This window comes from Pseudomonas sp. lyk4-R2A-10 (assembly GCF_030209075.1).
Lineage (GTDB): Bacteria > Pseudomonadota > Gammaproteobacteria > Pseudomonadales > Pseudomonadaceae > Aquipseudomonas > Aquipseudomonas glycinae.
Window position 1 is genome coordinate 369,210 of sequence record NZ_JARVSR010000001.1, and the last position, 24,343, is coordinate 393,552.

At 61.2% G+C, this 24,343-nt stretch carries 22 protein-coding genes; 17 read left to right on the forward strand and 5 right to left on the reverse strand.

What is annotated here, in order from left to right; translation table 11 throughout:
• Positions 1–129 precede the first annotated feature (129 nt).
• From edd to QRN46_RS01690, 11 genes are all read left to right on the forward strand, one after another.
• Positions 130–1,956: a phosphogluconate dehydratase gene (gene edd, locus QRN46_RS01640; protein ID WP_085745187.1), complete on the forward strand. Its 1,827-nt coding sequence runs from the start codon at positions 130–132 to the stop codon at positions 1,954–1,956.
• Positions 1,953–2,909: a glucokinase gene (locus QRN46_RS01645; RefSeq protein WP_285354198.1), complete on the forward strand. Its 957-nt coding sequence runs from the start codon at positions 1,953–1,955 to the stop codon at positions 2,907–2,909. Before edd ends, QRN46_RS01645 begins: the two co-directional genes overlap by 4 nt.
• A gap of 79 nt (positions 2,910–2,988) precedes the next feature.
• A complete protein-coding gene (locus QRN46_RS01650) occupies positions 2,989–3,720 on the forward strand; it encodes a response regulator (protein ID WP_011335612.1) in 732 nt (243 codons plus the stop codon).
• Positions 3,721–3,751: 31 nt separating this feature from the next.
• On the forward strand, positions 3,752–5,179 hold the full coding sequence (locus tag QRN46_RS01655; RefSeq protein WP_201816532.1) for an ATP-binding protein: 1,428 nt from the start codon (positions 3,752–3,754) through the stop codon (positions 5,177–5,179).
• A gap of 104 nt (positions 5,180–5,283) precedes the next feature.
• A complete protein-coding gene (locus QRN46_RS01660; protein ID WP_201816202.1) occupies positions 5,284–6,543 on the forward strand; it encodes a D-mannose isomerase in 1,260 nt (419 codons plus the stop codon).
• A 118-nt stretch (positions 6,544–6,661) separates the two neighbouring features.
• Positions 6,662–7,963, forward strand: coding sequence for an ABC transporter substrate-binding protein (locus QRN46_RS01665; RefSeq protein WP_007951167.1), 1,302 nt, complete (start codon positions 6,662–6,664; stop codon positions 7,961–7,963).
• Between the two features lie 93 nt (positions 7,964–8,056).
• Entirely contained in the window at positions 8,057–8,965 is a 909-nt protein-coding gene (locus QRN46_RS01670) for a carbohydrate ABC transporter permease (protein WP_011335609.1), read from the forward strand.
• On the forward strand, positions 8,958–9,803 hold the full coding sequence (locus QRN46_RS01675) for a carbohydrate ABC transporter permease (protein WP_007951164.1): 846 nt from the start codon (positions 8,958–8,960) through the stop codon (positions 9,801–9,803). The genes QRN46_RS01670 and QRN46_RS01675 overlap by 8 nt, the downstream gene beginning before the upstream one ends.
• Positions 9,804–9,805: 2 nt before the next feature.
• Complete coding sequence (locus QRN46_RS01680; protein WP_201816199.1) at positions 9,806–10,966, forward strand: ABC transporter ATP-binding protein; 1,161 nt, start codon at positions 9,806–9,808, stop codon at positions 10,964–10,966.
• A 132-nt stretch (positions 10,967–11,098) separates the two neighbouring features.
• A complete protein-coding gene (locus QRN46_RS01685) occupies positions 11,099–12,445 on the forward strand; it encodes a carbohydrate porin (RefSeq protein ID WP_201816196.1) in 1,347 nt (448 codons plus the stop codon).
• 116 nt (positions 12,446–12,561) lie between these two features.
• Positions 12,562–13,416, forward strand: a complete 855-nt coding sequence (locus QRN46_RS01690; RefSeq protein WP_285354199.1) for a D-hexose-6-phosphate mutarotase — start codon at positions 12,562–12,564, stop codon at positions 13,414–13,416.
• 207 nt (positions 13,417–13,623) lie between these two features.
• On the opposite strand, the gene QRN46_RS01695 is transcribed toward QRN46_RS01690, so the two are convergent.
• Positions 13,624–14,484: a MurR/RpiR family transcriptional regulator gene (locus QRN46_RS01695; RefSeq protein ID WP_169842436.1), complete on the reverse strand. Its 861-nt coding sequence runs from the start codon at positions 14,482–14,484 to the stop codon at positions 13,624–13,626.
• A 226-nt stretch (positions 14,485–14,710) separates the two neighbouring features.
• Between QRN46_RS01695 and zwf the strand changes: the two genes are divergently transcribed.
• The 4 genes from zwf (at position 14,711) to QRN46_RS01715 (ending at position 18,444) form a co-directional block, all read left to right on the forward strand.
• Positions 14,711–16,177, forward strand: coding sequence for a glucose-6-phosphate dehydrogenase (gene zwf, locus QRN46_RS01700; protein ID WP_221615332.1), 1,467 nt, complete (start codon positions 14,711–14,713; stop codon positions 16,175–16,177).
• On the forward strand, positions 16,164–16,877 hold the full coding sequence (gene pgl, locus QRN46_RS01705) for a 6-phosphogluconolactonase (RefSeq protein WP_064383725.1): 714 nt from the start codon (positions 16,164–16,166) through the stop codon (positions 16,875–16,877). The genes zwf and pgl overlap by 14 nt, the downstream gene beginning before the upstream one ends.
• A gap of 17 nt (positions 16,878–16,894) precedes the next feature.
• Positions 16,895–17,560, forward strand: a complete 666-nt coding sequence (locus tag QRN46_RS01710) for a bifunctional 4-hydroxy-2-oxoglutarate aldolase/2-dehydro-3-deoxy-phosphogluconate aldolase (protein WP_011335602.1) — start codon at positions 16,895–16,897, stop codon at positions 17,558–17,560.
• Positions 17,561–17,727: 167 nt separating this feature from the next.
• Entirely contained in the window at positions 17,728–18,444 is a 717-nt protein-coding gene (locus tag QRN46_RS01715; RefSeq protein WP_201816161.1) for an intradiol ring-cleavage dioxygenase, read from the forward strand.
• On the opposite strand, the gene QRN46_RS01720 is transcribed toward QRN46_RS01715, so the two are convergent.
• Positions 18,441–19,622 carry an aminotransferase class V-fold PLP-dependent enzyme gene (locus QRN46_RS01720; RefSeq protein WP_285354200.1) on the reverse strand — a complete coding sequence of 394 codons (1,182 nt, stop codon included), beginning with the start codon at positions 19,620–19,622 and terminating at the stop codon, positions 18,441–18,443. The two genes, QRN46_RS01715 and QRN46_RS01720, sit on opposite strands and share 4 nt — an antisense overlap.
• A gap of 30 nt (positions 19,623–19,652) precedes the next feature.
• Positions 19,653–19,889, reverse strand: coding sequence for a DUF3820 family protein (locus QRN46_RS01725; protein ID WP_003213031.1), 237 nt, complete (start codon positions 19,887–19,889; stop codon positions 19,653–19,655).
• Positions 19,890–20,094: 205 nt separating this feature from the next.
• On the opposite strand from QRN46_RS01725, the gene QRN46_RS01730 reads away from it, so the two are divergent.
• Entirely contained in the window at positions 20,095–20,562 is a 468-nt protein-coding gene (locus tag QRN46_RS01730; RefSeq protein WP_007951153.1) for a PA2169 family four-helix-bundle protein, read from the forward strand.
• A gap of 75 nt (positions 20,563–20,637) precedes the next feature.
• Here the strand turns inward: QRN46_RS01730 and QRN46_RS01735 are convergent, their stop codons facing one another.
• Entirely contained in the window at positions 20,638–21,108 is a 471-nt protein-coding gene (locus tag QRN46_RS01735) for a MaoC family dehydratase (protein WP_003227420.1), read from the reverse strand.
• Positions 21,109–21,151: 43 nt separating this feature from the next.
• Positions 21,152–22,096: an alpha/beta hydrolase gene (locus QRN46_RS01740; protein WP_201816158.1), complete on the reverse strand. Its 945-nt coding sequence runs from the start codon at positions 22,094–22,096 to the stop codon at positions 21,152–21,154.
• A gap of 248 nt (positions 22,097–22,344) precedes the next feature.
• Here QRN46_RS01740 and fadD2 point away from each other — a divergent pair, with 248 nt between their 5' ends.
• A complete protein-coding gene (fadD2, locus tag QRN46_RS01745) occupies positions 22,345–24,033 on the forward strand; it encodes a long-chain-fatty-acid--CoA ligase FadD2 (RefSeq protein ID WP_011335598.1) in 1,689 nt (562 codons plus the stop codon).
• Positions 24,034–24,343 lie beyond the last annotated feature (310 nt).

Genomic DNA, 24,343 nt, shown 5'->3' on the forward strand with positions numbered 1-24,343 from the left:
TATCTACAACGAGTGACCTGAATCAACTGGTCCGAATGATCAACAAAACCGTTCGTCATCCCACGCGAACGGGCTTTTGATCAGCATAGACAATCAGGTCGCCACATCCGTTAGCCTGGAGTTCTACACATGCATCCCCGCGTTCTTGAGGTCACCGAACGGCTTATCGCCCGCAGCCGCGCCACGCGTCAGGCTTACCTTGCGCTGATTCGCGGCGCTGCAACTGACGGGCCGATGCGCGGCAAACTGCAATGCGCCAACTTCGCCCACGGCGTGGCCGGGTGTGGCAGCGAAGACAAGCACAGCCTGCGGATGATGAACTCGGCCAACATCGCGATTGTTTCGTCATATAACGACATGCTCTCGGCGCACCAGCCGTACGAAGTCTTCCCGGAGCAGATCAAGAACGCCCTGCGCGAAATCGGCTCGGTCGGCCAGTTCGCCGGCGGCACGCCTGCGATGTGCGACGGCGTGACCCAGGGTGAACCGGGCATGGAACTCAGCCTGCCGAGCCGCGAAGTGATCGCGATGTCGACGGCGGTGGCGCTGTCCCACAACATGTTCGACGGCGCGCTGATGCTCGGCATCTGCGACAAGATCGTGCCGGGCCTGATGATGGGCTCCCTGCGTTTCGGTCACCTGCCGACGATTTTCGTCCCGGGCGGGCCGATGGTCTCGGGGATTTCCAACAAGGAAAAAGCCGACGTGCGGCAGAAGTACGCCGAAGGCAAGGCGACCCGCGAAGAGCTGCTGGAATCGGAGATGAAGTCCTACCACAGCCCGGGCACCTGCACCTTCTACGGCACCGCCAACACCAACCAGTTGCTGATGGAAGTGATGGGCCTGCACCTGCCGGGCGCATCGTTCGTCAATCCGAACACCCCGCTGCGTGAGGCGCTGACCCGCGAAGCCGCGCATCAGGTCACCCGCCTGACCAAACAGAACGGCAACTTCATGCCGATCGGTGAAATCGTCGACGAGAAGGCGCTGGTCAACTCGATCGTCGCGCTGCACGCCACCGGCGGCTCGACCAACCACACCCTGCACATGCCGGCCATCGCCATGGCGGCGGGCATTCAACTGACCTGGCAGGACATGGCCGACCTCTCCGAAGTCGTGCCGACCCTGAGCCACGTTTATCCAAACGGCAAGGCTGACATCAACCACTTCCAGGCAGCGGGCGGCATGTCGTTCCTGATCCGCGAACTGCTCGAAGCCGGCCTGCTGCACGAAGACGTCAACACCGTGCTCGGCCACGGCCTGAGCCAGTACACCAAGGAGCCGTTCCTCGATAACGGCAAGTTGGTGTGGCGCGAAGGCCCGACCGACAGCCTCGACGAAAACATCCTGCGCCCGGTGGCCCGTGCGTTCTCGGCAGAGGGCGGCTTGCGCGTGATGGAGGGCAACCTCGGTCGCGGCGTGATGAAAGTGTCCGCCGTCGCGCTGGAAAACCAGATCGTCGAAGCGCCGGCCATGGTGTTCCAGGATCAGCAGGATCTGGCCGACGCCTTCAAGGCCGGTTTGCTGGAGAAGGATTTTGTCGCGGTGATGCGCTTCCAGGGCCCGCGCTCCAACGGCATGCCGGAACTGCACAAGATGACGCCGTTCCTCGGCGTGCTGCAGGATCGAGGCTTCAAGGTGGCGTTGGTGACAGACGGGCGCATGTCCGGCGCTTCGGGGAAAATCCCGGCGGCGATTCACGTCAGCCCCGAGGCTTATGTCGGCGGCGCTTTGGCGCGCGTGCAAGAGGGCGATATCATCCGCGTCGATGGCGTCAAAGGCACTTTGGAACTCAAGGTGGACGCCGCCGAATTCGCAGCGCGCGAACCCGCCAAAGGCCTGTTGGGCAACAACATCGGCAGCGGTCGCGAACTGTTTGGCTTCATGCGTTTGGCCTTCAGCTCGGCGGAGCAGGGCGCCAGCGCCTTCACTTCTGCCCTGGAGACGCTTAATTGAAACTGGCTTTGGTCGGTGACATCGGAGGCACCAACGCGCGGTTTGCGTTGTGGAAAGATCAGCAGCTCGAATCGGTTCAGGTGCTGGCCACGGCCGACCATGCCAGCCCGGAAGAGGCGATCAGCCTCTACCTCAGCAGGCTCGGTCTGGCGCCGGGCGCCATCGGTTCGGTGTGCCTGTCGGTGGCGGGGCCGGTGAGCGACGATGAATTCAAGTTCACCAACAACCATTGGCGCCTGAGCCGCAAGGCGTTCTGCCAGACCTTGCAGGTCGAGCAGCTGTTGCTGGTCAACGACTTCTCGGCGATGGCGTTGGGCATGACCCGTTTGCAGCCGGGCGAATTTCGTGTGGTCTGCGAGGGCACGCCGGAGCCATTGCGCCCGGCGGTAGTGATCGGCCCTGGCACTGGCCTGGGCGTCGGCACCTTGCTTGATCTCGGCGAAGGGCGGTTTGCCGCGTTGCCGGGCGAGGGCGGTCATGTCGATCTGCCGCTGAGCAGTCCGCGTGAAACCCAGCTCTGGCAGCACATCCACAACGAGATCGGCCACGTCAGCGCGGAAACCGCGTTGAGCGGCGGCGGCTTGCCGCGGGTCTACCGGGCGATCTGCGCGGTGGATGGTCATGAACCGAAACTCGATACGCCGGAAGCCATCACTGCGGCGGGGCTTGCAGGCGACCCGATTGCCCTGGAAGTGCTGGAGCAGTTCTGCTGCTGGCTCGGTCGCGTGGCCGGCAACAACGTGCTGACCACGGGCGGCCGTGGCGGGGTGTACATCGTGGGCGGCGTGATTCCGCGTTTTGCCGATTTCTTCCTCGAAAGCGGTTTCGCCCGCAGTTTTGCCGACAAGGGCTGCATGAGCGATTACTTCAAGGGGATTCCGGTGTGGCTGGTGACGGCGCCGTACTCGGGGCTCGTCGGTGCAGGAGTGGCGCTCGAACAATCCGGTCAATGATCATTCCCACGCCGGGCGTGGGAACCCTCGACACATCAGGCATAATCCGCCCAATTCCAACAACAAGGATGCCTTCGAAGTGAGCTCAGTCAACAAGTCGATTTTGTTGGTCGATGACGACCAGGAGATACGCGAGTTGCTGGAAACCTACCTGACCCGCGCGGGTTTTCAGGTACGGGCCACGGCGGATGGCGCCGGTTTTCGTCAGGCGCTTAACGAGGCGCCGAGCGATCTGGTGATCCTCGATGTGATGCTGCCGGATGAAGATGGCTTCAGCCTGTGCCGCTGGGTGCGCCAGCATCCGCGTCAGGCCCAGGTGCCGATCATCATGCTCACCGCCAGTTCCGACGAAGCCGACCGGGTCATCGGCCTGGAGCTCGGCGCCGACGATTACCTCGGCAAACCTTTCAGCCCCCGCGAACTGCAGGCCCGGATCAAGGCCCTGCTGCGCCGCGCCCAATTCGGCCAGGAACGCGGCGGCAGTGAAGTGCTGGCGTTCGATGAATGGCGGCTGGACATGGTCAGCCATCGGCTGTTTCACGCCGACGGCGAGGAGGTGATTCTGTCCGGCGCCGACTTCGCCCTGTTGAAACTGTTTCTTGATCATCCCCAGGAAATCCTCGACCGCGACACCATCGGCAACGCCACCCGTGGCCGCGACCTGATGCCCCTCGACCGCATCGTCGACATGGCCGTCAGCCGTTTGCGCCAGCGTCTGCGCGACACCGAAAAACCGCCGCGCCTGATCCGCACCGTGCGTGGCAGCGGCTACCAACTGGCAGCCAATGTGGTTGCCGGCAATGGTCACTGAGTTCCTGCGCACCACCGCGCGCAAAGTGCCGATGCCGCGTTCGCTGCTCGGGCGGATGCTGCTGCTGACGTTGCTCGCGGTGTTGTTCGCCCAGACGCTGTCCAGCGTGATCTGGGTGTCCCAATTGCGCGCGACCCAGCTCGAAGGCCTGGTCACCAGCGCCCGCAGCCTCGCCCATTCGATGACCGCCAGCGTCAGTTATTTCCGCTCGTTGCCGGTGGCTTATCGGCCGCTGGTGCTCGACCAATTGCGCAGCATGGGCGGCACGCGTTTTGTGGTGACACTGAATGACAAACCGCTGGGCATGGAGGTGTTGCCGGTGACGCCGCGCAAGGCCGCGGTGCTGAAAGCGGTGGATGAAGTGCTGCGCCAGTCGCTGGGCCAGGACACCGACATTCTGGTGACCTTCGTCAGCCCCGATGACTTACGGATCTTCAACGCCGGGTTGAAACTTGATGAGTTGCCGCGTTCGTGGGCGCATTACGCGTTGACCCTGGAACCGGTGAATCCACCGGTGCTGGTGACCCAGATTCAATTGGCGCCGGGTGAATGGCTGTACATCGCCTCGCTGCTGCCCGAACCCTACACCAGTCTTGAAGAACAGGGTCTGCCGACCCAGCAAGTGTGGTTCATCGTCTTCACCAGTGGTTTTCTGTTGTTGTTCATCGGTCTGCTGGTGCACTGGCAGAGCCGGCCGCTAAAGCGTCTGGCGCGAGCCGCGCGGGATTTGTCGCTGGGCGCCGACGTCGAGCCGGTGGCCGAGGGCGGCGGCAGTGAAGTGGTCGAAGTGGGCCGCGCCTTCAACACCATGCGCGAACGCATCAGCCGTTACCTGACCGAGCGTAGTCAGTTGTTCAGCGCGATTTCCCATGACTTGCGTACACCGATTACGCGACTGCGCCTTCGGGTCGAACTGCTGGAAGACGAGAAGCTGCAAACCAAGTTCGGCCGCGATCTGGACGAACTGGAGCTGCTGGTCAAAGGCGCGCTGCAATGCGTGAAGGACACCGACATCCACGAAAACATCGAGCCGGTGGATCTCAATCATGTACTCGACTGCCTGGTGGAACCGTATCTGGCGCCCAACGGCAATGGCCGCGTGACCCAGCAGGGGCGGGCGCTGGCGGCGTATCCGGGCAAGCCATTGGCGCTCAAGCGCTGCATCGGCAACCTGATCGACAACGCGTTGAAGTACGGCCAGAACGCGCACCTGCACATCGATGACGACGAAAGCGCATTCGTGCTGCATGTCGACGATGAAGGGCCGGGCGTGCCGGAGCAGCGGCTGGAGCAGGTGTTCGAGCCGCACTTCCGCTTGGCGGGACAGCAGCAGGGTTACGGGCTGGGGTTGGGGATCGCCCGCAACATTGCTCATAGCCATGGGGGGGAGGTGACGTTGCAGAATCTGCGTGAGGGTGGATTACGCGTGACCCTGCAATTGCCGCGTTCGGCGGATTGATCTGATTGTCACCGCTCGGTGACAAAACCCGCCCCCTTCGTTACAAGACCCTCCCGGCCCGTTGTTTAGACTGCCCGCAGTCATAACAACAAAAAAGGCCACCCATGGATCACTTCAATCCGGGCTTCAGCAGTTGGCTGAACGCCCCTGCCCACCAGCAATGGCTCGCCGATGAAGGCCTGCGCCTGCTGGCGTTCGCCAAGGCTTCACGGTTGCCCGAGGGCTTTGGCAATCTCGATGAGCGCGGCCAGCTTCAGGCCGGCGCGCAAGCCGAAACCATGAACACCGCGCGCATGACCCACAGCTTCGCCATGGCCCACATTCAGGGCCTGCCGGGATTCGCCGAGCTGGTCGATCACGGCATTGCGGCCCTGCGCGGCCCGTTGCGTGATGCGCTGCACGGTGGCTGGTTCGCCGTCGCCGAACACCGTGATGGCAACACCGGCAAGAACGCCTATCTGCATGCTTTCGTCGCGCTCGCGGCCAGTTCCGCTGTGGTCGCCCAGCGTCCCGGCGCGCAGGCGTTGCTGGATGACGCCATCGACATCATCGACACGTATTTCTGGAGCGAAGAAGAGGGCGCCATGCGCGAGTTCTTCAATCGCGACTGGCGCGAAGAGGAAGCCTATCGCGGCGCCAACAGCAACATGCACGCCACCGAAGCGTTCCTCGCTTTGGCCGATGTCACCGACGACCCGCGCTGGCTGGTGCGTGCGCAGCGCATCGTCGAGCGGGTGATTCACGGGCACGCCGCTGCCAACGATTACCTGGTGATCGAGCATTTCGACCGCAACTGGCAGCCGCTGCGCGACTACAACCATGACAATCCCGCCGACGGTTTCCGTCCCTACGGCACCACGCCGGGGCACGGTTTCGAGTGGGCGCGGCTGTTGCTGCACCTCGAAGCCGCGCGGGTCCAGGCTGGCATGCTCACCCCCGGCTGGCTGGCCACCGACGCGCAAAAGCTGTTCGAACAAAACTGCCGCCATGGCTGGGACGTCGACGGTGCGCCGGGCATCGTTTATACCCTCGACTGGAACAACAAAGCCGTGGTGCGCCATCGCCTGCACTGGACCCACGCCGAGGCCAGCGCTGCCGCCAGTGCCTTGCTCAAACGCACCGGCGATGCGCAGTACGAAACCTGGTATCGCCTGTTCTGGGAATTTTGCGAAACGTATTTCATCGACCGCTGCGACGGCAGCTGGCATCACGAACTTGACCCGCAAAACCGCCCGAGCGCCGATATCTGGGCGGGCAAACCGGATCTGTACCACGCCTGGCAGGCCGTGCTGATTCCGCGTCTGCCGCTGGCGCCGAGCATGGCCAGTGCTCTGGCACACCTGTCTCGAAGCGTTCCTGTGTAACCATGTGGTGACATTCGCGCGTCCCTTCGTTACCTGCGGGGGGAAACGCTCTGTTTAAACTCGTGTGCAGCGCAAGCACCAGACTTGCATGCATAACAACAAGAAAGGTACATCTCAGATGAATGCGATTTCTCGCCTCGCTACTGTCATTTCTGTCGCCTCCCTGTTCCCGCTCGCTGTGCTGCCCCTGAGTGTTTCCGCTGCCGAATCCAAAGGTTCGGTGGAAGTCGTGCATTGGTGGACGTCCGGTGGCGAAAAAGCTGCCGTCGATGTGCTCAAGGCACAAGTCGAGAAAGACGGTTTCACCTGGAAAGACGGCGCTGTCGCCGGCGGTGGCGGTGCGACTGCCATGACCGTGCTGAAAAGCCGCGCGGTAGCCGGCAACCCGCCGGGCGTTGCCCAGATCAAAGGCCCGGACATCCAGGAATGGGCGTCGACCGGTCTGCTCGACACTGACGTCCTGAAAGACGTTTCCAAGTCCGAGAAGTGGGACAGCCTGCTCGACAAGAAAGTCTCCGACACCGTGAAGTTCGAAGGTGATTACGTAGCCGTACCGGTGAACATTCACCGCGTGAACTGGCTGTGGATCAACCCGGAAGTCTTCAAGAAAGCCGGTATCGAAAAAGCCCCGACCACCCTCGAAGAATTCTACGCCGCCGGCGACAAGCTGAAAGCGGCGGGCTTCATTCCGCTGGCCCACGGCGGTCAGCCATGGCAGGACAGCACCGTGTTCGAAGCGGTCGTGCTGTCGGTGATGGGTGTTGATGGTTACAAGAAAGCCCTGGTCGACCTGGACAACGCTGCCCTGACCGGCCCGGAAATGGTCAAGGCCCTGACCGAGCTGAAGAAAGTCGCGACCTACATGGACCAGGACGGCAAAGGCCAGGACTGGAACCTGGAAGCGGCCAAGGTCATCAACGGCAAGGCCGGCATGCAGATCATGGGTGACTGGGCCAAGTCCGAATGGACCGCCGCCAAGAAAGTCGCCGGCAAGGACTACGAGTGCGTAGCGTTCCCGGGCACCGACAAGGCGTTCACCTACAACATCGACTCCCTGGCCGTGTTCAAGCAGAAGGACGCGGGCACCGCGGCCGGTCAGCAGGACATCGCCAAAGTCGTGCTGGGTGAAAACTTCCAGAAAGTCTTCAGCATCAACAAGGGCTCGATCCCGGTGCGTAACGACATGCTCGCCGACATGGGCAAGTACGGTTTCGACTCCTGCGCGCAGACCGCTGCCAAAGACTTCCTGGCAGACGCCAAGAACGGTGGCTTGCAGCCAAGCATGGCGCACAACATGGCGACCACGCTGGCCGTGCAGGGTGCGTTCTTTGATGTCGTGACCAACTACATCAACGACCCGAAAGCCGACCCGGCCGACGCTGCGAAGAAACTCGGCACCGCCATCAAGGCTGCCAAGTAACGTCAGCGTAGAGCAGCTGCAAGCTTCAGGTCGCGCATCGGCCTGAAGCCTGCAGTTTGCAGCGGTCCTTCATTTTCTTTACTGGATCTTCCCATGAGTTCTGTTGCTGTGTTCAGCAAGGCCTCGCCGTTCGACGCATTGCAGCGCTGGCTACCGAAACTGGTGCTGGCGCCGAGCATGTTCATCGTTCTGGTGGGCTTCTATGGCTATATCCTCTGGACGTTTGTCCTGTCGTTCACCACGTCGACCTTCCTGCCGAACTACAAATGGGCAGGCCTGGCGCAATACGAGCGCCTGTTCGACAACGACCGCTGGTGGGTGGCGAGCAAGAACCTGGCCGTGTTCGGCGGCATGTTCATCGGTATCACCCTGGTGATCGGCGTATTGCTGGCAGTGTTCCTCGACCAGCGGATCCGTCGCGAGGGCTTTATCCGCACCATTTACCTGTACCCGATGGCGCTCTCGATGATCGTCACCGGTACCGCGTGGAAATGGCTGCTCAACCCGGGCATGGGCCTGGACAAATTGCTGCGGGACTGGGGCTGGGAAGGCTTCCGTCTCGACTGGCTGATCGACCCGGATCGCGTGGTGTATTGCCTGGTGATCGCGGCGGTCTGGCAAGCTTCGGGCTTCATCATGGCGATGTTCCTCGCCGGTCTGCGTGGCGTTGATCAGTCGATCATCCGTGCCGCCCAGATCGACGGCGCGAGCATGCCGCGCATCTACTGGAAAGTGGTGCTGCCAAGCCTGCGTCCGGTGTTCTTCAGTGCGGTGATGATCCTGGCGCACATCGCGATCAAGAGCTTCGACCTGGTAGCGGCCATGACGGCCGGCGGCCCGGGTTATTCCTCCGATTTGCCGGCGATGTTCATGTACTCGTTCACCTTCAGCCGTGGACAAATGGGCATGGGTTCGGCCAGTGCAATCCTGATGCTCGGTGCGATCCTCGCGATCATCGTGCCTTACCTGTACTCCGAGCTGAGGACCAAGCGTCATGACTAGTCTCGCTTCGAAACCCGCCATCAGCCTGAGTCGCATCGCGATCTACGCGGTGCTGATCCTCGCGGTCCTGCTGTATCTGGTACCGCTGGTGGTCATGCTGCTGACCAGCTTCAAGACCCCGGAAGACATCTCCACCGGCAACCTGCTGAGCTGGCCGACCGTGGTCAGCGGCATCGGCTGGGTGAAAGCCTGGGCGACCGTTGACGGCTACTTCTGGAACTCGATCAAGATCACCGTTCCGGCCGTGATCATCTCCACCGCCATCGGTGCGTTGAACGGTTACGTACTGTCGTTCTGGCGCTTCCGCGGTTCGCAGCTGTTCTTCGGTCTGCTGTTGTTCGGCTGCTTCCTGCCGTTCCAGACGGTGTTGCTGCCGGCGTCGTTCACCCTCGGCAAGATGGGCCTGGCGAGTACCACCACCGGCCTTGTGTTCATCCATGTGGTCTACGGTCTGGCGTTCACCACGCTGTTCTTCCGTAACTACTACGTGAGCATTCCGGATGCGCTGATCAAGGCGGCGCGCCTCGATGGCGCGGGCTTCTTCACCATCTTCCGCCAGATCATCCTGCCGATGTCGACGCCGATCATCATGGTCTGCCTGATCTGGCAGTTCACCCAGATCTGGAACGACTTCCTGTTCGGCGTGGTGTTCTCCAGCGGTGATTCGCAACCGATCACGGTGGCGCTGAACAACCTGGTCAACACCAGCACCGGGGCCAAGGAATACAACGTGGACATGGCGGCGGCGATGATCGCCGGGCTGCCGACCCTGCTGGTCTATGTGGTCGCAGGCAAGTATTTCGTGCGCGGGCTGACGGCCGGCGCAGTCAAGGGGTAATCATGGCTACGCTCGAACTTCGCAATGTAAACAAGACCTACGGTGCCGGCCTGCCGGACACCCTGAAGAACATCGAACTGTCGATCAAGGACGGTGAGTTCCTGATCCTCGTCGGGCCTTCGGGCTGCGGCAAGTCGACCCTGATGAACTGCATCGCCGGCCTGGAAACCATCACCGGCGGCGCGATCATGATCGGTGACCAGGACGTCAGCGGCATGAGCCCCAAGGATCGCGACATCGCCATGGTGTTCCAGTCCTACGCGCTGTACCCGACCATGAGCGTGCGCGAGAACATCGAGTTCGGTCTGAAGATCCGCAAGATGAGCCAGTCGGCGATCGACGAAGAAGTCGCCCGCGTGGCCAAGCTGTTGCAGATCGAGCACCTGCTCAATCGCAAGCCGGGCCAGCTCTCCGGCGGTCAGCAACAGCGCGTGGCGATGGGCCGTGCGCTGGCGCGTCGACCGAAGATCTACCTGTTTGACGAACCGCTGTCCAACCTCGACGCTAAGCTGCGCGTCGAGATGCGCACCGAAATGAAACTGATGCACCAGCGCCTGAAAACCACCACGGTCTACGTGACCCACGACCAGATCGAAGCGATGACCCTGGGCGACAAAGTGGCGGTGATGAAGGACGGGATCATCCAGCAGTTCGGTACGCCGAAAGAGATCTACAACGACCCGGCCAACCTGTTCGTGGCGAGCTTCATCGGTTCGCCGCCGATGAACTTCATCCCGCTGCGCCTGCAACGCAAGGACGGCCGTCTGGTGGCGCTGCTCGACAGCGGCCAGGCCCGTTGCGAATTGCCGATGGCGATGCAGGACGCCGGTCTCGAAGACCGCGAAGTGATCCTCGGCCTGCGCCCGGAGCAGATTGTCCTGGCCAATGGCGAGGGCAATGGCTTGCCGAGCATCAAGGCTGAAGTGCAGGTCACCGAGCCGACCGGTCCGGACACCCTGGTGTTCGTCAACCTCAACGACACCAAGGTCTGCTGCCGTCTGGCGCCGGATGTGGCGCCGCAGGTGGGTGAGACCCTGACCCTGCAATTCGATCCGTCGAAAGTGCTGCTGTTCGATGCCAAGTCCGGCGAGCGCCTGGGGGGTGCGGGCCTGCCGAAAACCGAGTCGCACAGCGCCAACGTGGCCCAGTTCAAGGGTCGCTGATCAACAAATGCGGGAGCGGGCTCGCCCGTTTCCGCAGGGAGCACGCGGTGCGTGGCCTGTCGCGCACCGCATCAGATGTAAACCGCGTTAGATAAGAAGAACAGTTAATAACAATAAAACGAGGATGTAGGGATGAAGAAGAACAACAACGCTCAGCGAATCGGCCAGTTGTCAGCGGTTGCGGCAATGATGCTGGCCGGCAGCGTCCACGCGGCTGACGCGTTCAGCTCCGATTCGGAGTGGATGACCGGGGACTGGGGTGGCGAACGTACCAAGCTGATCGAGCAGGGTATCGACATCAAGATGGACTACGTCGGTGAGGTGGGCGGCAACCTGCACGGCGGCTACAACAACGACAAGACGGCGCGTTACTCCGACCAGTTCGGTCTGGGCGTGGCGCTGGACCTGCAGAAACTGTGGGGCTGGGACAACACTCAGGCCAAGATCCAGCTGACCAACCGTAATGGCGAAAACATTTCCAACGACCGTGTTGGCGATCCGCGTGCTGGCACACTCAGCTCCTCGCAGGAAGTCTACGGTCGTGGCCACATGGTGCGTCTGACCCAGTTGTGGATCAAACACCAGTTCTTCGACAACAAGCTCGACGTCAAGGCCGGTTACTTCGGCGAAGGCGAAGACTTCAACACCTTCCCGTGCGAGTTCCAGAACCTGGCGTTCTGCGGTTCGCAAGTGGGTAACTGGGCGACCAACATCTGGTACAACTGGCCAGTCAGCCAGGCGGCGATTCGCGTCAAGTACAACATCAACGACGAGCTCTACGCGCAGATCGGTGCGTACAACCAGAACCCGTCGCAGCTGGAACACGGCAACGGCTTCAAGTTGAGCGGCAGCGGCACCAAAGGCACCGTGTTGCCAGTGGAACTGGTCTGGTCGCCTAACCCGAACGGCCTGCCGGGCGAATACCGTGTCGGTTACTACAAGAGCACGGCCGATGCCGACGACGTTCGCGAAGACGTCAACGGTTTCGACGCTGCGACCACCGGTGATGCCTACCGTACCCACAGCAGCAAGCACGGTTACTGGTTCGTTGCACAGCAGCAACTCACCAGCCACAACGGTGACAAGAGCCGTGGTCTGAGCATTGCTGCCAACGCTACGTTCCACGACAAGGACACCAACTTCATCGACAACTACCAGTCCGTGATGTTTGTGTACAAAGGCCTGTTCGATGCGCGTCCGAAGGATGACTTCGGTATTGGTGCTGCGCGTATTCACGTCAACGATGACGTGAAGAAAAACGCCGAACTGCTCAACGTCTCCAACGGTGTTTCGGACTACGACAATCCGGTGTTCGCGCCGATTCGTGAAACCGAATACAACTACGAGATCAACTACGGCTTCCATGTGACCAACTGGCTGACCGTACGCCCCAACCTGCAATACATCACTCATCCTGGCGGTGTGGATGAAGTGGATAACGCTTTGGTCGCTGGCCTGAAAATTCAGTCTACGTTCTGACGCGTCTGCGATAAGCTCCTCTCTATGTGCGCATATTTGCGGACAGCCAAGGCTGTCCGCTTTTTTTTGGACAGGGGTGTCGCAGCCCATGAAAGTTGATTCTGGAACCGTGGCCCATGCATGAGCATCCGCTGCAACGCTTCTTCAAATCCCTGCGCGAACGACCGGTGTTCGCCTGGGAGCGCTATCAGATGCGCGATGTGCTGGTGATCGATCATCCGTTGTGTCAGGCGGTGTTCAGTCGTCAGGGCGCGCAGTTGCTGCACTTTCAGCCGCGCGGGCAAAAACCGTGGCTGTGGTGCGCCGCGAAGTGGCCGCATGTCGGCGCGATTCGCGGCGGCGTGCCGGTGTGCTGGCCGTGGTATGGCCGTCACCCTAGCGAAAACGCGTGGCCGTCCCATGGCTGGGCGCGCCTGCTGGACTGGAAACTGCTCGACAGCAGCACCAGCGATGATGGCGTGCGCCTGCATTGGCAATTGCAGCTGTGCGACTGGCAGGTGGACCTGCACGCGCACTTGGGCGAACGCATGGAATTGCGCCTGAGTACCGAGCATCAGGACGACATGCCGTGCCAGTTGAGCCAGGCTTTGCACGCTTACTGGCGTATTGGTGATGTGAGTGAGATAGCGCTGTCTGGGCTCGAAGGGGCGCAGGGTTATGACCAGTTGAACCGTGAGGTTTGCCAGCAGGAAGGCGAGTTGCGGGTCGATGGCGGCTGTCAGCGAGTGTTCCAGCACGACGGCGAATTACAGCTCAAGGATCACGCCTGGCAGCGCGAGTTGTGCATCGATACCGGTGACAGCGCGGACACGGTGGTGTGGCATCCGGGGGCGCGGCCGTTGCTGGGCGTAACCTGGGATGAGATTTCGGAGTTTGTCTGTGTTGAAGCGGCGGCGGGTGGCACCGACAGCCTGCATCTGGCGCCGGGGGAGAAGGCGCATTTGAGTTTGCAGGCGTGGGCGGGGGCTTGAGTGTGTCAGTTCGACCGCTGCCCTCACCCTAACCCTCTCCCGGGGGGAGAGGGGACCGATTGGGGGATATTCAAGAGATTCACCGAATTGAACGAATGTCTTTGAATCCATAATCGACCCAATCTTTCAAGTCGATGTATAGCGCAAGACACTTCGGTCAGTCCCCTCTCCCTCCGGGAGAGGGTTAGGGTGAGGGGCTTTTGATCTTCAGTTGAACTCGTCACCCACCGGATACCGGCTCGCATTCAAGCTCTCTTTGATCTTGCGCAGATGCGGCTGGAAATCCACCCCGCGACGCAAGGTCATCCCCGTCGCCAGTACATCCAGCACGGTCAACTGAATGATCCGCGAAGTCATCGGCATATAGATGTCGGTGTCTTCCGGCAGCGGAATGTTCAGGCTCAGCGTACTGGCCTTGGCCAGCGGCGAGTTCTCGGCCGTCAGGCCCAGCACCGAAGCGCCGTTCTCCCGTGCGATGCGCGCCACTTCCACCAGTTCGCGGGTGCGGCCGGTGTAGGAAATGATCACGAACAGCTCGCCGGTGTGCGCCACCGAGGCAATCATCCGTTGCATCAGCACATCGGCGTGGGCGGTGACCGCCAGATTGAAGCGGAAGAACTTGTGCTGTGCATCCAAAGCTACTGGAGCCGAAGCACCCAGGCCGAAGAAGTGGATCTGCCGGGCCTGGATCAACAGGTCGACGGCGCGGCTGATAAGGTTCGGGTCCAGTGCCTGGCACGCGCTGTCCAACGAGGCGATCGCACTGCCGAAAATCTTCTGCGTATAGGCCTCGGGATTGTCGTCAGCTTCTACTGCGCGGCTGACATAGGCCGCGCCGCTGGCCAGGCTCTGCGCCAGTTGCAACTTGAGTTCGGGGTAGCCGCTGACGCCGAACGAGCGGCAGAAACGGTTGACCGTCGGTTCACTGACCGACGCCGCCTGGGCGAGGGCGGCGATGCTGAAGCGGGTGGCCTGCTGTGGGTTGAGCAGGATCACTTCGGCGACTTTGCGTTCGGCCTTGTTCAGCTCTTCAAGGCGACTCTGGATCTGTTCCAGTAAATTTCGCACGCGATCCATAAGAATTCCTAGATTCACCGGCGCCGATAAGCGCGCGGCTATGCAAATTGGGCCTTTGATGTGGCCCGTGACGGTGGCCTATCCTACTGATGGCTCCGACCGACCACCACTCGGAATCTGTATTTTGCGAAAATGTTGTGGTTATTACTACATTTTCCCTTGAGTGATGCCTTGAAAAAAGGTATTTGTAGCTTAACTTGATAAAAGAACAAACATCATGCCTTCGATTACGGTTGAACCGTGCACCTTCGCCTTGTTCGGCGCCTTGGGCGATCTGGCCCTGCGCAAGCTGTTTCCTGCCCTTTATCACCTGGATGGCGCCGGCCTGCTGCACGAGGATACGCGCATTATCGCACTGGCCCGTGAGGCGGGCACCGAGCAGCAGCACCTGGCGTTCATCGCCGCCGAGCTGCGCCGTTACGTGGGCAAGGAACTGGACGAGGCCGTGGCCGAGCGCTTTCTGGCGCGCCTGACCTACCTGCACGTCGACTTCCTCAAGGCTGAAGATTACATGGCGCTGGCCGAACTGGCCGGCAGCACGCAACGCATGATTGCCTACTTCGCCACCCCGGCGGCGGTGTACGGCGCGATCTGCGAGAACCTGGCGAACGTCGGTCTGGCGGAAAACACCCGCGTGGTACTGGAAAAACCGATCGGCTCCGACCTCGAATCCTCGCGCAAGGTCAACGACGCCGTGGCGCAGTTCTTCCCGGAGAACCGCACCTACCGCATCGACCACTACCTGGGCAAAGAAACCGTCCAGAACCTGATCGCCCTGCGTTTCGCCAACAGCCTGTTCGAAACCCAGTGGAACCAGAACTACATCTCCCACGTGGAAATCACCGTGGCCGAGAAGGTCGGTATCGAAGGTCGCTGGGGTTACTTCGACAAGGCCGGTCAGTTGCGGGACATGATCCAGAACCACCTGCTGCAACTGCTCTGCCTGATCGCCATGGACCCGCCGGCCGACCTGTCCGCCGACAGCATCCGCGACGAGAAGGTCAAGGTGCTCAAGGCCCTGGCGCCGATCAGTCCGGAAGGTCTGACCACGCAGGTGGTGCGCGGCCAGTACATCGCCGGGCACAGCGAAGGCAAGTCCGTGCCGGGCTACCTCGAAGAGCCGAATTCCAACGCCCAGAGCGACACCGAAACCTTCGTCGCCCTGCGTGCCGACATCCGCAACTGGCGTTGGGCCGGCGTGCCGTTCTACCTGCGCACCGGCAAGCGCATGCCGCAGAAACTGTCGCAGATCGTCATCCACTTCAAGGAGCCGTCGCACTATATCTTCGCCCCCGAGCAGCGCCTGCAGATCAGCAACAAACTGATCATCCGCCTGCAACCGGACGAAGGTATTTCCTTGCGCGTGATGACCAAGGAGCAAGGCCTGGACAAGGGCATGCAACTGCGCAGCGGCCCGCTGCAACTGAATTTTTCCGACACCTGGCGCAGCGCTCGGATCCCCGATGCCTACGAGCGGTTGTTGCTGGAAGTGATGAACGGCAATCAGAACCTGTTTGTCCGTAAAGATGAAATCGAAGCCGCGTGGAAATGGTGTGACCAGCTGATCGCCGGGTGGAAAAAATCCGGTGACGCGCCCAAGCCGTATGCGGCCGGGTCGTGGGGGCCGATGAGCTCCATTGCATTGATCACGCGGGACGGGAGGTCGTGGTATGGCGATATCTGATGTGAAACTGCCCGAGGGCGTGAATGCCCATGAATTCAAGAGCCCGGTGCTGCTCGCCGAAGGCCTGGCGCTGAATGTCGCCAAGCAATTGAGCGAAGCGTTGGCGGCACGCGGCAACGCCGTGCTGGTGGTGTCCGGCGGCCGTAGTCCGGTGGCGTTTTTCCAGCATCTGGCCAAGCAGGAACTGGACTGGTCGAAGGTCGTCGTGACCCTGGCCGACGAACGCTGGGTGCCGGTCGAACACGCCGACAGCAACGCCGGCCTGCTCAAGCAGTATCTGCTCAAGGGCCCGGCGGCCAAGGCGCAGTTCCTCAGCCTCTACAGCGCGGCGGCCAATGTCGAGCAGGCTGCGGAGCAGGCCGATCGTTTGCTCGCCGAGTTGCCGCCCATCGACGTGCTGGTGCTGGGCATGGGCGATGACGGTCACACCGCCTCGCTGTTCCCGGACAGCCCGAACCTGGCCGAAGCCCTGCAAGCCGACGGCACCCGTCGCTGCTGGCCAATGCTCGCGCCCAGCGTGCCGCGTCAGCGCCTGACCATGAGCCGCGCACTGCTGGCCTCGGCCCGGCACAAGATTCTGTCGATTTCCGGTCAGTCGAAACTGACCACCCTGAATGCCGCACTGGCATCCAACGATGTCGCCGCCATGCCGGTTCGCGCGTTTCTGCAACCTACGTTAGAGATTTACTGGTGCCCATGAGCCAAGGAACAGCCGCTATGACAACCCCATCCCCGACCGTTTCCATGGCGGACAAAGTTGCCCTGATCGACAGCCTCTGCGCCAAGGCGCGGATCCTGCCGGTGATCACCATCGCCCGCGAACAGGACGTGCTGCCGCTGGCCGACGCCCTGGCCGCCGGTGGTCTGACCGCGCTGGAAGTGACCCTGCGTTCGCAGTTCGGCCTCAAGGCGATCCAGATCCTGCGCGAACAGCGCCCGGAGCTGGTGACCGGTGCCGGCACCGTGCTCGACCGCAATATGCTGGCCGCGGCCGAAGCCGCCGGTTCGCAGTTCATCGTCACCCCGGGCATCACCCGTGACCTGCTGGAAGCCAGCGTCGAAAGCCCGATCCCGCTGCTGCCGGGCATCAGCAATGCCTCCGGCATCATGGAAGGCTATGGCCTGGGGTATCGCCGCTTCAAGCTGTTCCCGGCTGAAGTCAGCGGCGGCGTGGCGGCAATCAAGGCCCTCGGCGGCCCGTTCGGCGAAGTGAAATTCTGCCCGACCGGCGGCGTCGGCCCTGCCAACATCAAGAGCTACATGGCGCTGAAAAACGTCATGTGCGTGGGCGGTAGCTGGATGCTCGATCCGGAGTGGATCAAGAACGGCGACTGGGCCCGCATTCAGGAATGCACCGCCGAGGCTCTGGCGCTGCTGGACTGATCTTCAACTGACACTTCGTTGTGTGTTCTACGGCTTTACGGTGCGCTTGGTCGGTGCACCGTTTTTTTTTGCCCGAAAACCTTCGATATCTCGAGATACATAGTTACCGCACCTGGCTGCGCGTGTGGCGTTAACCTGCGTTCATCTTATGGAAGAGAGAGCGCGTCATGGATCACCAGCCTTCAGCTCCAACGGTTTATCAACTGGCCCCCGAGCAAGTCGCCGGGCCATATTTCCGCAATCCCAAGCTGCTGCGCCGCAACATCAGCGAAGGCGCCGAAGGCCTGCCGTTGCTGCTGCGCCTGACCATCGTCGATGCCATGACCGCCGAGCCGGTCAGCGGTGCGCTGGTGGATATCTGGCACTGCAACGCACGCGGCGCCTATTCCGGCTGGAGCCGGGTGAACCCGGATCTGGAAGTTGACGTTGAGGATATCGGCTCGATCCCGCGAACCGACGACGACACTTATTTGCGCGGCGGTCAGTTCAGCGACCACAAGGGCAGGGTGCGCTTCACCACGATCTATCCGGGTTTCTACGCCGGTCGCACCCTGCATGTTCACGTGGCGGTGCGCATCGTCGCCGGCAACGAATACCTGGAGGAGCGCAATGTGGCCTGGGTCGGGCAGCTGTATTTTCCGGAGGTGGTTTCCCGCGGCGTGCTCAATGCCAAGGCCTACCGCGGGCGCAGTTCGCTGCCGGTGTGCAACAACGACGATGCCTACTACGCCAACATGGGCGGCGAAGAGTCGACCCTGACGGTGTGGCCGATCGGTCGTGATTCACACGAGGACGGGTACTTCGGCCACCTCACGATCGGCATCGACACCTTTGCGGTGTCGTCGCAGATCAAGCCCGAGGACTTCGACAAGTACACGGTTTAACGCAGTTCATTCAACGCCAGAACCAGCTGCTGAATCTCCGCCGCCGTCGTGGTCAGCGACGGCGTGACACGGATGCACGGCCCGCAGGCAGAGCCGTTGCGCACGACAGTGAACAGGTTGTAGTCGTTGAGCAGGCGTTCGACCATCGCCTGCTGGTCGGCATGCCGGGTAAAACGCATCGAGGTGATGCCGCAATACAGGCGAGGATCGTCCGGGGTCATGACTTCAATGCCCGGCAGGTTGCGTACGGCACTCACCCAAAGGTTGCGCAGGTAGTTCACCCGCGCGCCCTTGGCGGCCGCGCCACCCAGTGAGCGGTGTTCCTCGAACACCAAAGGCAGGGTCATCAGTGCCGGAATGTTCGGCGTGCTGTAGGGCGTGCGTGAGCGGATATCGCCCGCCGAAAAATGCATCTCGCCCATGTCCGGGTCGATGTCGGCCAGGCGCTGTGGAGCTATGTAGAGAAAACCGAGAGTCAGCGGCGAGCCGATCCACTTGTGCAGGTTGTACCCGGCGAAGGCGATGCCCAGCGCTTCGAGATCGAACTCGATCTGGCCAAGGGCATGGGCACCATCAAGGATGATATCGACCCCATGTTCCTTGGCCAGCGCGGCAATGGCCTGCACCGGCATCACCAGCCCGGTACGGTGAGTGACGTGAGTAAGGGCCATCAGCTTGAGCTTTGGATGGCGGATGAAGGCTTCGCGGTACGTGGCCAGCAGGCTGTCGAAGCTGGCGGGGTGGGCGTGCTCGATCTCGATCACCTCGACCCCGCGATGCTGTGCCAGCCAGCGCATCGCGCCCTTGACCGTGTCGTACTCCAGATCGCAGATCAGCACCTGGTCGCCAGGTTGCAGGCGGTTATAGTTGCGGATCAGCGATTGCAGGCCGGCAGTGGCGTTGTGGGTGAAGGCCACACTTTGCGCGCGCACGCCGATCAGCTCTGCCAGTTGCGCACGGATGTCGAGGCTGTCGTGCTGCTCGAAACGCTGTCGCACGTAGATCGAGTTGCTGTTGTTGATCAGCTCGATGTTGCGCTGGTACTCCTCGACCACGGTGCGCGACATGCGCCCGAAATAGCCGTTCTCCAGATTCACCGGGCCGGGGTGGCGGTCGTAACGGTCGGCGAAGGTTTGCCAGAAAGCTTCGTCTCGGGCGCGGCGGGTGTTATCGGGCATGGTCGACTCGACTCGGATCAGGGTGACGCCTCAGTGGCGCGGGGCAGGTTTGCCGTGTTTGGCGCGCAGCGGTTCGAGCAGTTCCGACAGGCCGTTGTGATCGATTTCCTGCATCAACGCCAACAGCCCGCCCAGTTCGCCATGGGGAAATCCTTCCCGGGCAAACCAGTTCAGGTACGGGCCCGGCAGGTCGGCAATGATCCGGCCCTTGTATTTGCCGAAGGGCATTTCGCGGGTGATCAGCAGTTCGAGCTTTTCAGGGTTCATCGTTGGAATCGTCTGGCTTTGAAAACACTTCGGAAAATACAGGCATTCTGCATGCAGGCCAAATGACAGATCATGCAAATAACAGGCATACAGATTTCTGGATTATTTGTAAGTTATTGAAAATCAAAGATTAAATTCTTTTAGTGAAGCTGGCACGACCACTGCAACACTCCTTGCATCTTTCACCCACGCAAGGAATTGAAAAATGACTGACATGAATAAAGAAGCCATCTCCGTCCTCAACGACCTGATCGAAACCAGCAAGGACGGTCAGGAAGGGTTCAAGACCTGCGCTGAAGACATCAAGCACCCAGAGCTGAAAACCCTGTTCGTGAAACGCTCCGCCGATTGCGCAACCGCTGCGGCCGAGTTGCAAGCCGCCGTGCGTTCGATGGGTGGCGATCCGGAAACCTCGACCAGTGTCAGCGGTGATCTGCACCGTCGCTGGGTCGACGTCAAAGCGATGTTCACCGGCAAGGACGAAGAAGCGGTGCTCAACGAAGCCGAGCGCGGTGAAGACCACGCCCTGAAGGCTTATCGTGAAGCGATCGAGAAGATCAACAAACACAATCTGGTCGGCATTCGTGACCTGGTCGAACGCCAGTACCACGGTGTGCAACGCAATCACGACCAGGTGAAGGCGCTGCGTAACCAGGCTCGCGCACGCTCGTAAGCGTTCGAAGCCCACAAAAAACGCCAGCTGGTCTGGCGTTTTTTTGTGCCCGGATTTGATCGAGGGCGAGGGCGATCAACCGATGCTGATGGCCGGCAGCGTCGGCAGGGTAACGGTCTGTTGCTTGCGCGGCGCCAGGATCTCGGCCTCGCCGTCCACCACCAGCTCATCGCGCTGATTGAATACGCGAGTGGCGATGCGCACGCGGAATTTCGGCAGTTTCTCAAGGATTTCCAGGCGCACGGTCAGGGTGTCGCCGATCTTCACCGGCTTCTGGAAGCTCATCTGCTGGCCGATATAAATGGTGCCCGGTCCAGGCAGCTCGCAAGCCACTGCGGCACTGATCAGCGCGCCGCTGAACATGCCGTGGGCGATGCGTTCCTTGAACATGCTGGCGGCGGCGAACTCGGCGTCCAGGTGCACCGGGTTGTGGTCACCGGACATCGCGGCGAACAGCTGAATGTCGCGTTCCTCGACAGTCTTGCTGTAGCTCGCGGTCTGGCCCACTTCGAGGGCTTCGTAAGGGATGTTGGTAACCTGGGTCATGGGGCTGAATTCCTGTGACGGATGAAATGAATCCAAAAAAAAATTATTCGCTGCGGTGTGGCCGGCGATGGCTAAGGGCCTGTTTGATCCAGGCCAGCACATCGGCGGTCACTTCGTCGCGGTTGCTCTCGTTGAACAATTCGTGCCGCGCTTGCGGGTAGATCTTGAGTTGCAGGTTCTGGCTGCCGGCTGCGCGCAGGGCGTTGGCCAGATCAGTCAGACGCTTGCCTTCGCTCACCGGATCACATTCGCCGCCAATCACCAGCAGCGGCAGGCCCGGATCAATCTGGGCGAGATTGGACGCTTTGCTGATTTGCTGCAACCCGCCGAGCAGGTCGATCCACAACTGATTGGTGCAACGAAAGCCACACAACGGGTCGGTGGCGTACTTGTCGACCTCGACCGGGTCGCGACTGAGCCAGTCAAACGCGGTGCGCGCCGGTTTGAATTTATTGTTGAACGAGCCAAATGACAGCCACTCGATCAGTGCGCTGCGGCCCTTGGCGCCCTGGCGCAGCTTTTCGAAACGGGCGATCTGCCGGGCCGCGCGGTACAGCGCGACCGGCTGGAAATTCGAGCCGCTGAGAATCGCGCCGTGCAGGCTGGCGCTGTGATGCAGCAGATAAGCCTGGGCAATGTAACTGCCCATGCTGTGCCCGAGCAGCACGATCGGCACGCCCGAATGACGTTGGCCGAGGAACTGGTTGAGACTCGCGAGATCCCCAACCACCTTGCACCAGCCGTCGTCGTCAGCGAAGTGCCCGAGCGTCCCATGATCGGCCGTCTTGCCATGGCCGCGTTGATCGGGTGCGTACACACCGTAGCCTTCAGCGCAGAACGCCTCTGCCAGCCGTGCATAGCGACCGCTGTGTTCGGCCATGCCATGGGCCAGCAGAATCACCGCTTTCAGCGGCGCGTTCGGCAGCCAATGGTTGACGAAGAGGCGGCTGCGGTCACTCGCGTCCAGCCAGAAGGTGTCGTGGATCATGGCGATTCCTTTTGCGGCCTGTTTTTGCTCAAGCGTCGTGCAGAGGTTGCATTGTATAGCGCGTCCGATCAGCTCACGCCACGGCAGGAAGATTCACACGATCAATGAGGACCTTGCCCATATTTGCCTGATTGACCATAGCTGCTAGTGTCCGTGAAGCCCCGCTTTTTGCTCTCGGCTTTTTCAGGGACAGAAAGAAATGACAGCGAAGCGGCCCCGGATCGGCTCAGGTAAAGAGGACAAGAACAATGCAACCTGATTTCTGGAATGACAAACGCCCGGCGGGCGTACCCCTGGACATCGATGCGGGTGAGTTCAAGTCGGTGATCGAGGTGTTCGAGCGTTCCTGCAAGAAATTCGCTGATCGCCCGGCGTTCAGCAACATGGGCGTGACCCTGACCTACGCCGAGCTGGAGCGCCAGAGCGCCGCCTTCGCCGGTTATCTGCAAGCCCACACCGACCTGGTGCCGGGGGATCGCATCGCGGTGCAGATGCCCAACGTCCTGCATTATCCGATTGCCGTGTTCGGTGCTCTGCGCGCCGGGCTGATCGTGGTCAACACCAACCCGCTGTACACCGCGCGGGAGATGCGTCACCAGTTCAAGGACTCCGGTGCCCGGGCGCTGGTGTACCTGAACATGTTCGGTCAGAAGGTCCAGGAAGTGCTGGCGGACACCGACATTCAGTACCTGATTGAAGCGAAGATGGGCGACCTGATGCCCACCGCCAAGGGCTGGCTGGTCAACACTGTGGTCAGCAAAGTGAAGAAAATGGTCCCGGCGTACTCGCTGCCCCAGGCGATTTCCTTCAAGAGCGCGTTGCGCATGGGCCGGGGCCTGGGCATCAAGCCGCTGAAGGTCGGCCTGGATGACATCGCCGTGCTGCAATACACCGGCGGCACCACCGGCCTGGCCAAGGGCGCAATGCTGACCCACGGCAATCTGGTGGCGAACATGCAACAGGTGCGCGCCTGTCTCGGCCAGTTCGGCAGCGACGGCCAGCCGCTGCTGCGCGAAGGGCAGGAGGTAATGATCGCGCCGCTGCCGCTGTACCACATCTATGCCTTCACCGCGAATTGCATGTGCATGATGGTGTCGGGCAACCACAACGTATTGATCACCAACCCGCGTGACATCGGCGGCTTCATCAAGGAGCTGAAGAACTGGAAGTTTTCGGCGCTGCTGGGGCTCAACACGCTGTTTGTCGCGTTGATGGATCATCCGGACTTCAAGACCTTGGATTTCTCCACCCTCAAGCTCACCAACTCCGGCGGCACCGCGCTGGTCAAGGCCACCGCCGAGCGTTGGGAGCAGATCACCGGTTGCCGGATCACCGAAGGCTATGGGCTGACTGAAACCTCGCCGGTGGCCTGCACCAATCCGTACGGCGAGCTGTCGCGGATCGGAACGGTCGGCCTGCCGGTGCCGGGCACCTTGTTGAAAGTCATCAACGACGACGGCGTCGAGCAGCCGCTGGGCGAGCGTGGCGAACTGTGCATCAAGGGCCCGCAGATCATGAAGGGCTACTGGAACAAGCCCGAGGCCACCGCCGAAGTGCTGGATGCCGAGGGCTGGTTCAAGTCCGGCGACATTGCAGTCATTGACCCGGACGGGTTCGTGCGCATCGTCGACCGCAAGAAAGACATGATCATTGTCTCCGGTTTCAACGTGTACCCGAACGAGATCGAAGACGTGGTGATGGCCCACCCGAAAGTCGCCAACTGCGCGGTGATCGGGGTGCCGGACGAGCGCTCAGGCGAGGCAGTGAAGCTGTTTGTGGTGGCGCGGGAAACCGGCGTGAGCCTGGAAGAACTGAAGGCTTACTGCAAAGAGAATTTCACGGCGTACAAGGTGCCGAAACATATCGTGCTGCGCGAGTCGTTGCCGATGACGCCTGTCGGGAAAATTCTGCGGCGGGAGTTGCGCGATATCGCATAAACAGACTGTGCCAAGCGCAATCGTCGGATCGCCGCCCGAAGCGGGCTCGCTCCCCCCAGGTTCACTGGTGACCCTGTGGGAGCGAGCCCGCTCGCGTTTCAAGCCCCCGAAAACCGGGACTTTCAAGGTGTTATAGGATTTTTGCTCTAAAATGACTGCCAATAGTTCTTGAGTCATTAAAGTGACCATGTGGGCCGCTTTTGGCTCTGGTCGACCCTTGGCAAAGCTGCTACTCTCGGCGCGCTTTGTGACTTCTCGGCCTTGTAAAAAGCCAGACTCACCAATAAACAAACACCAATAATAATCGCAT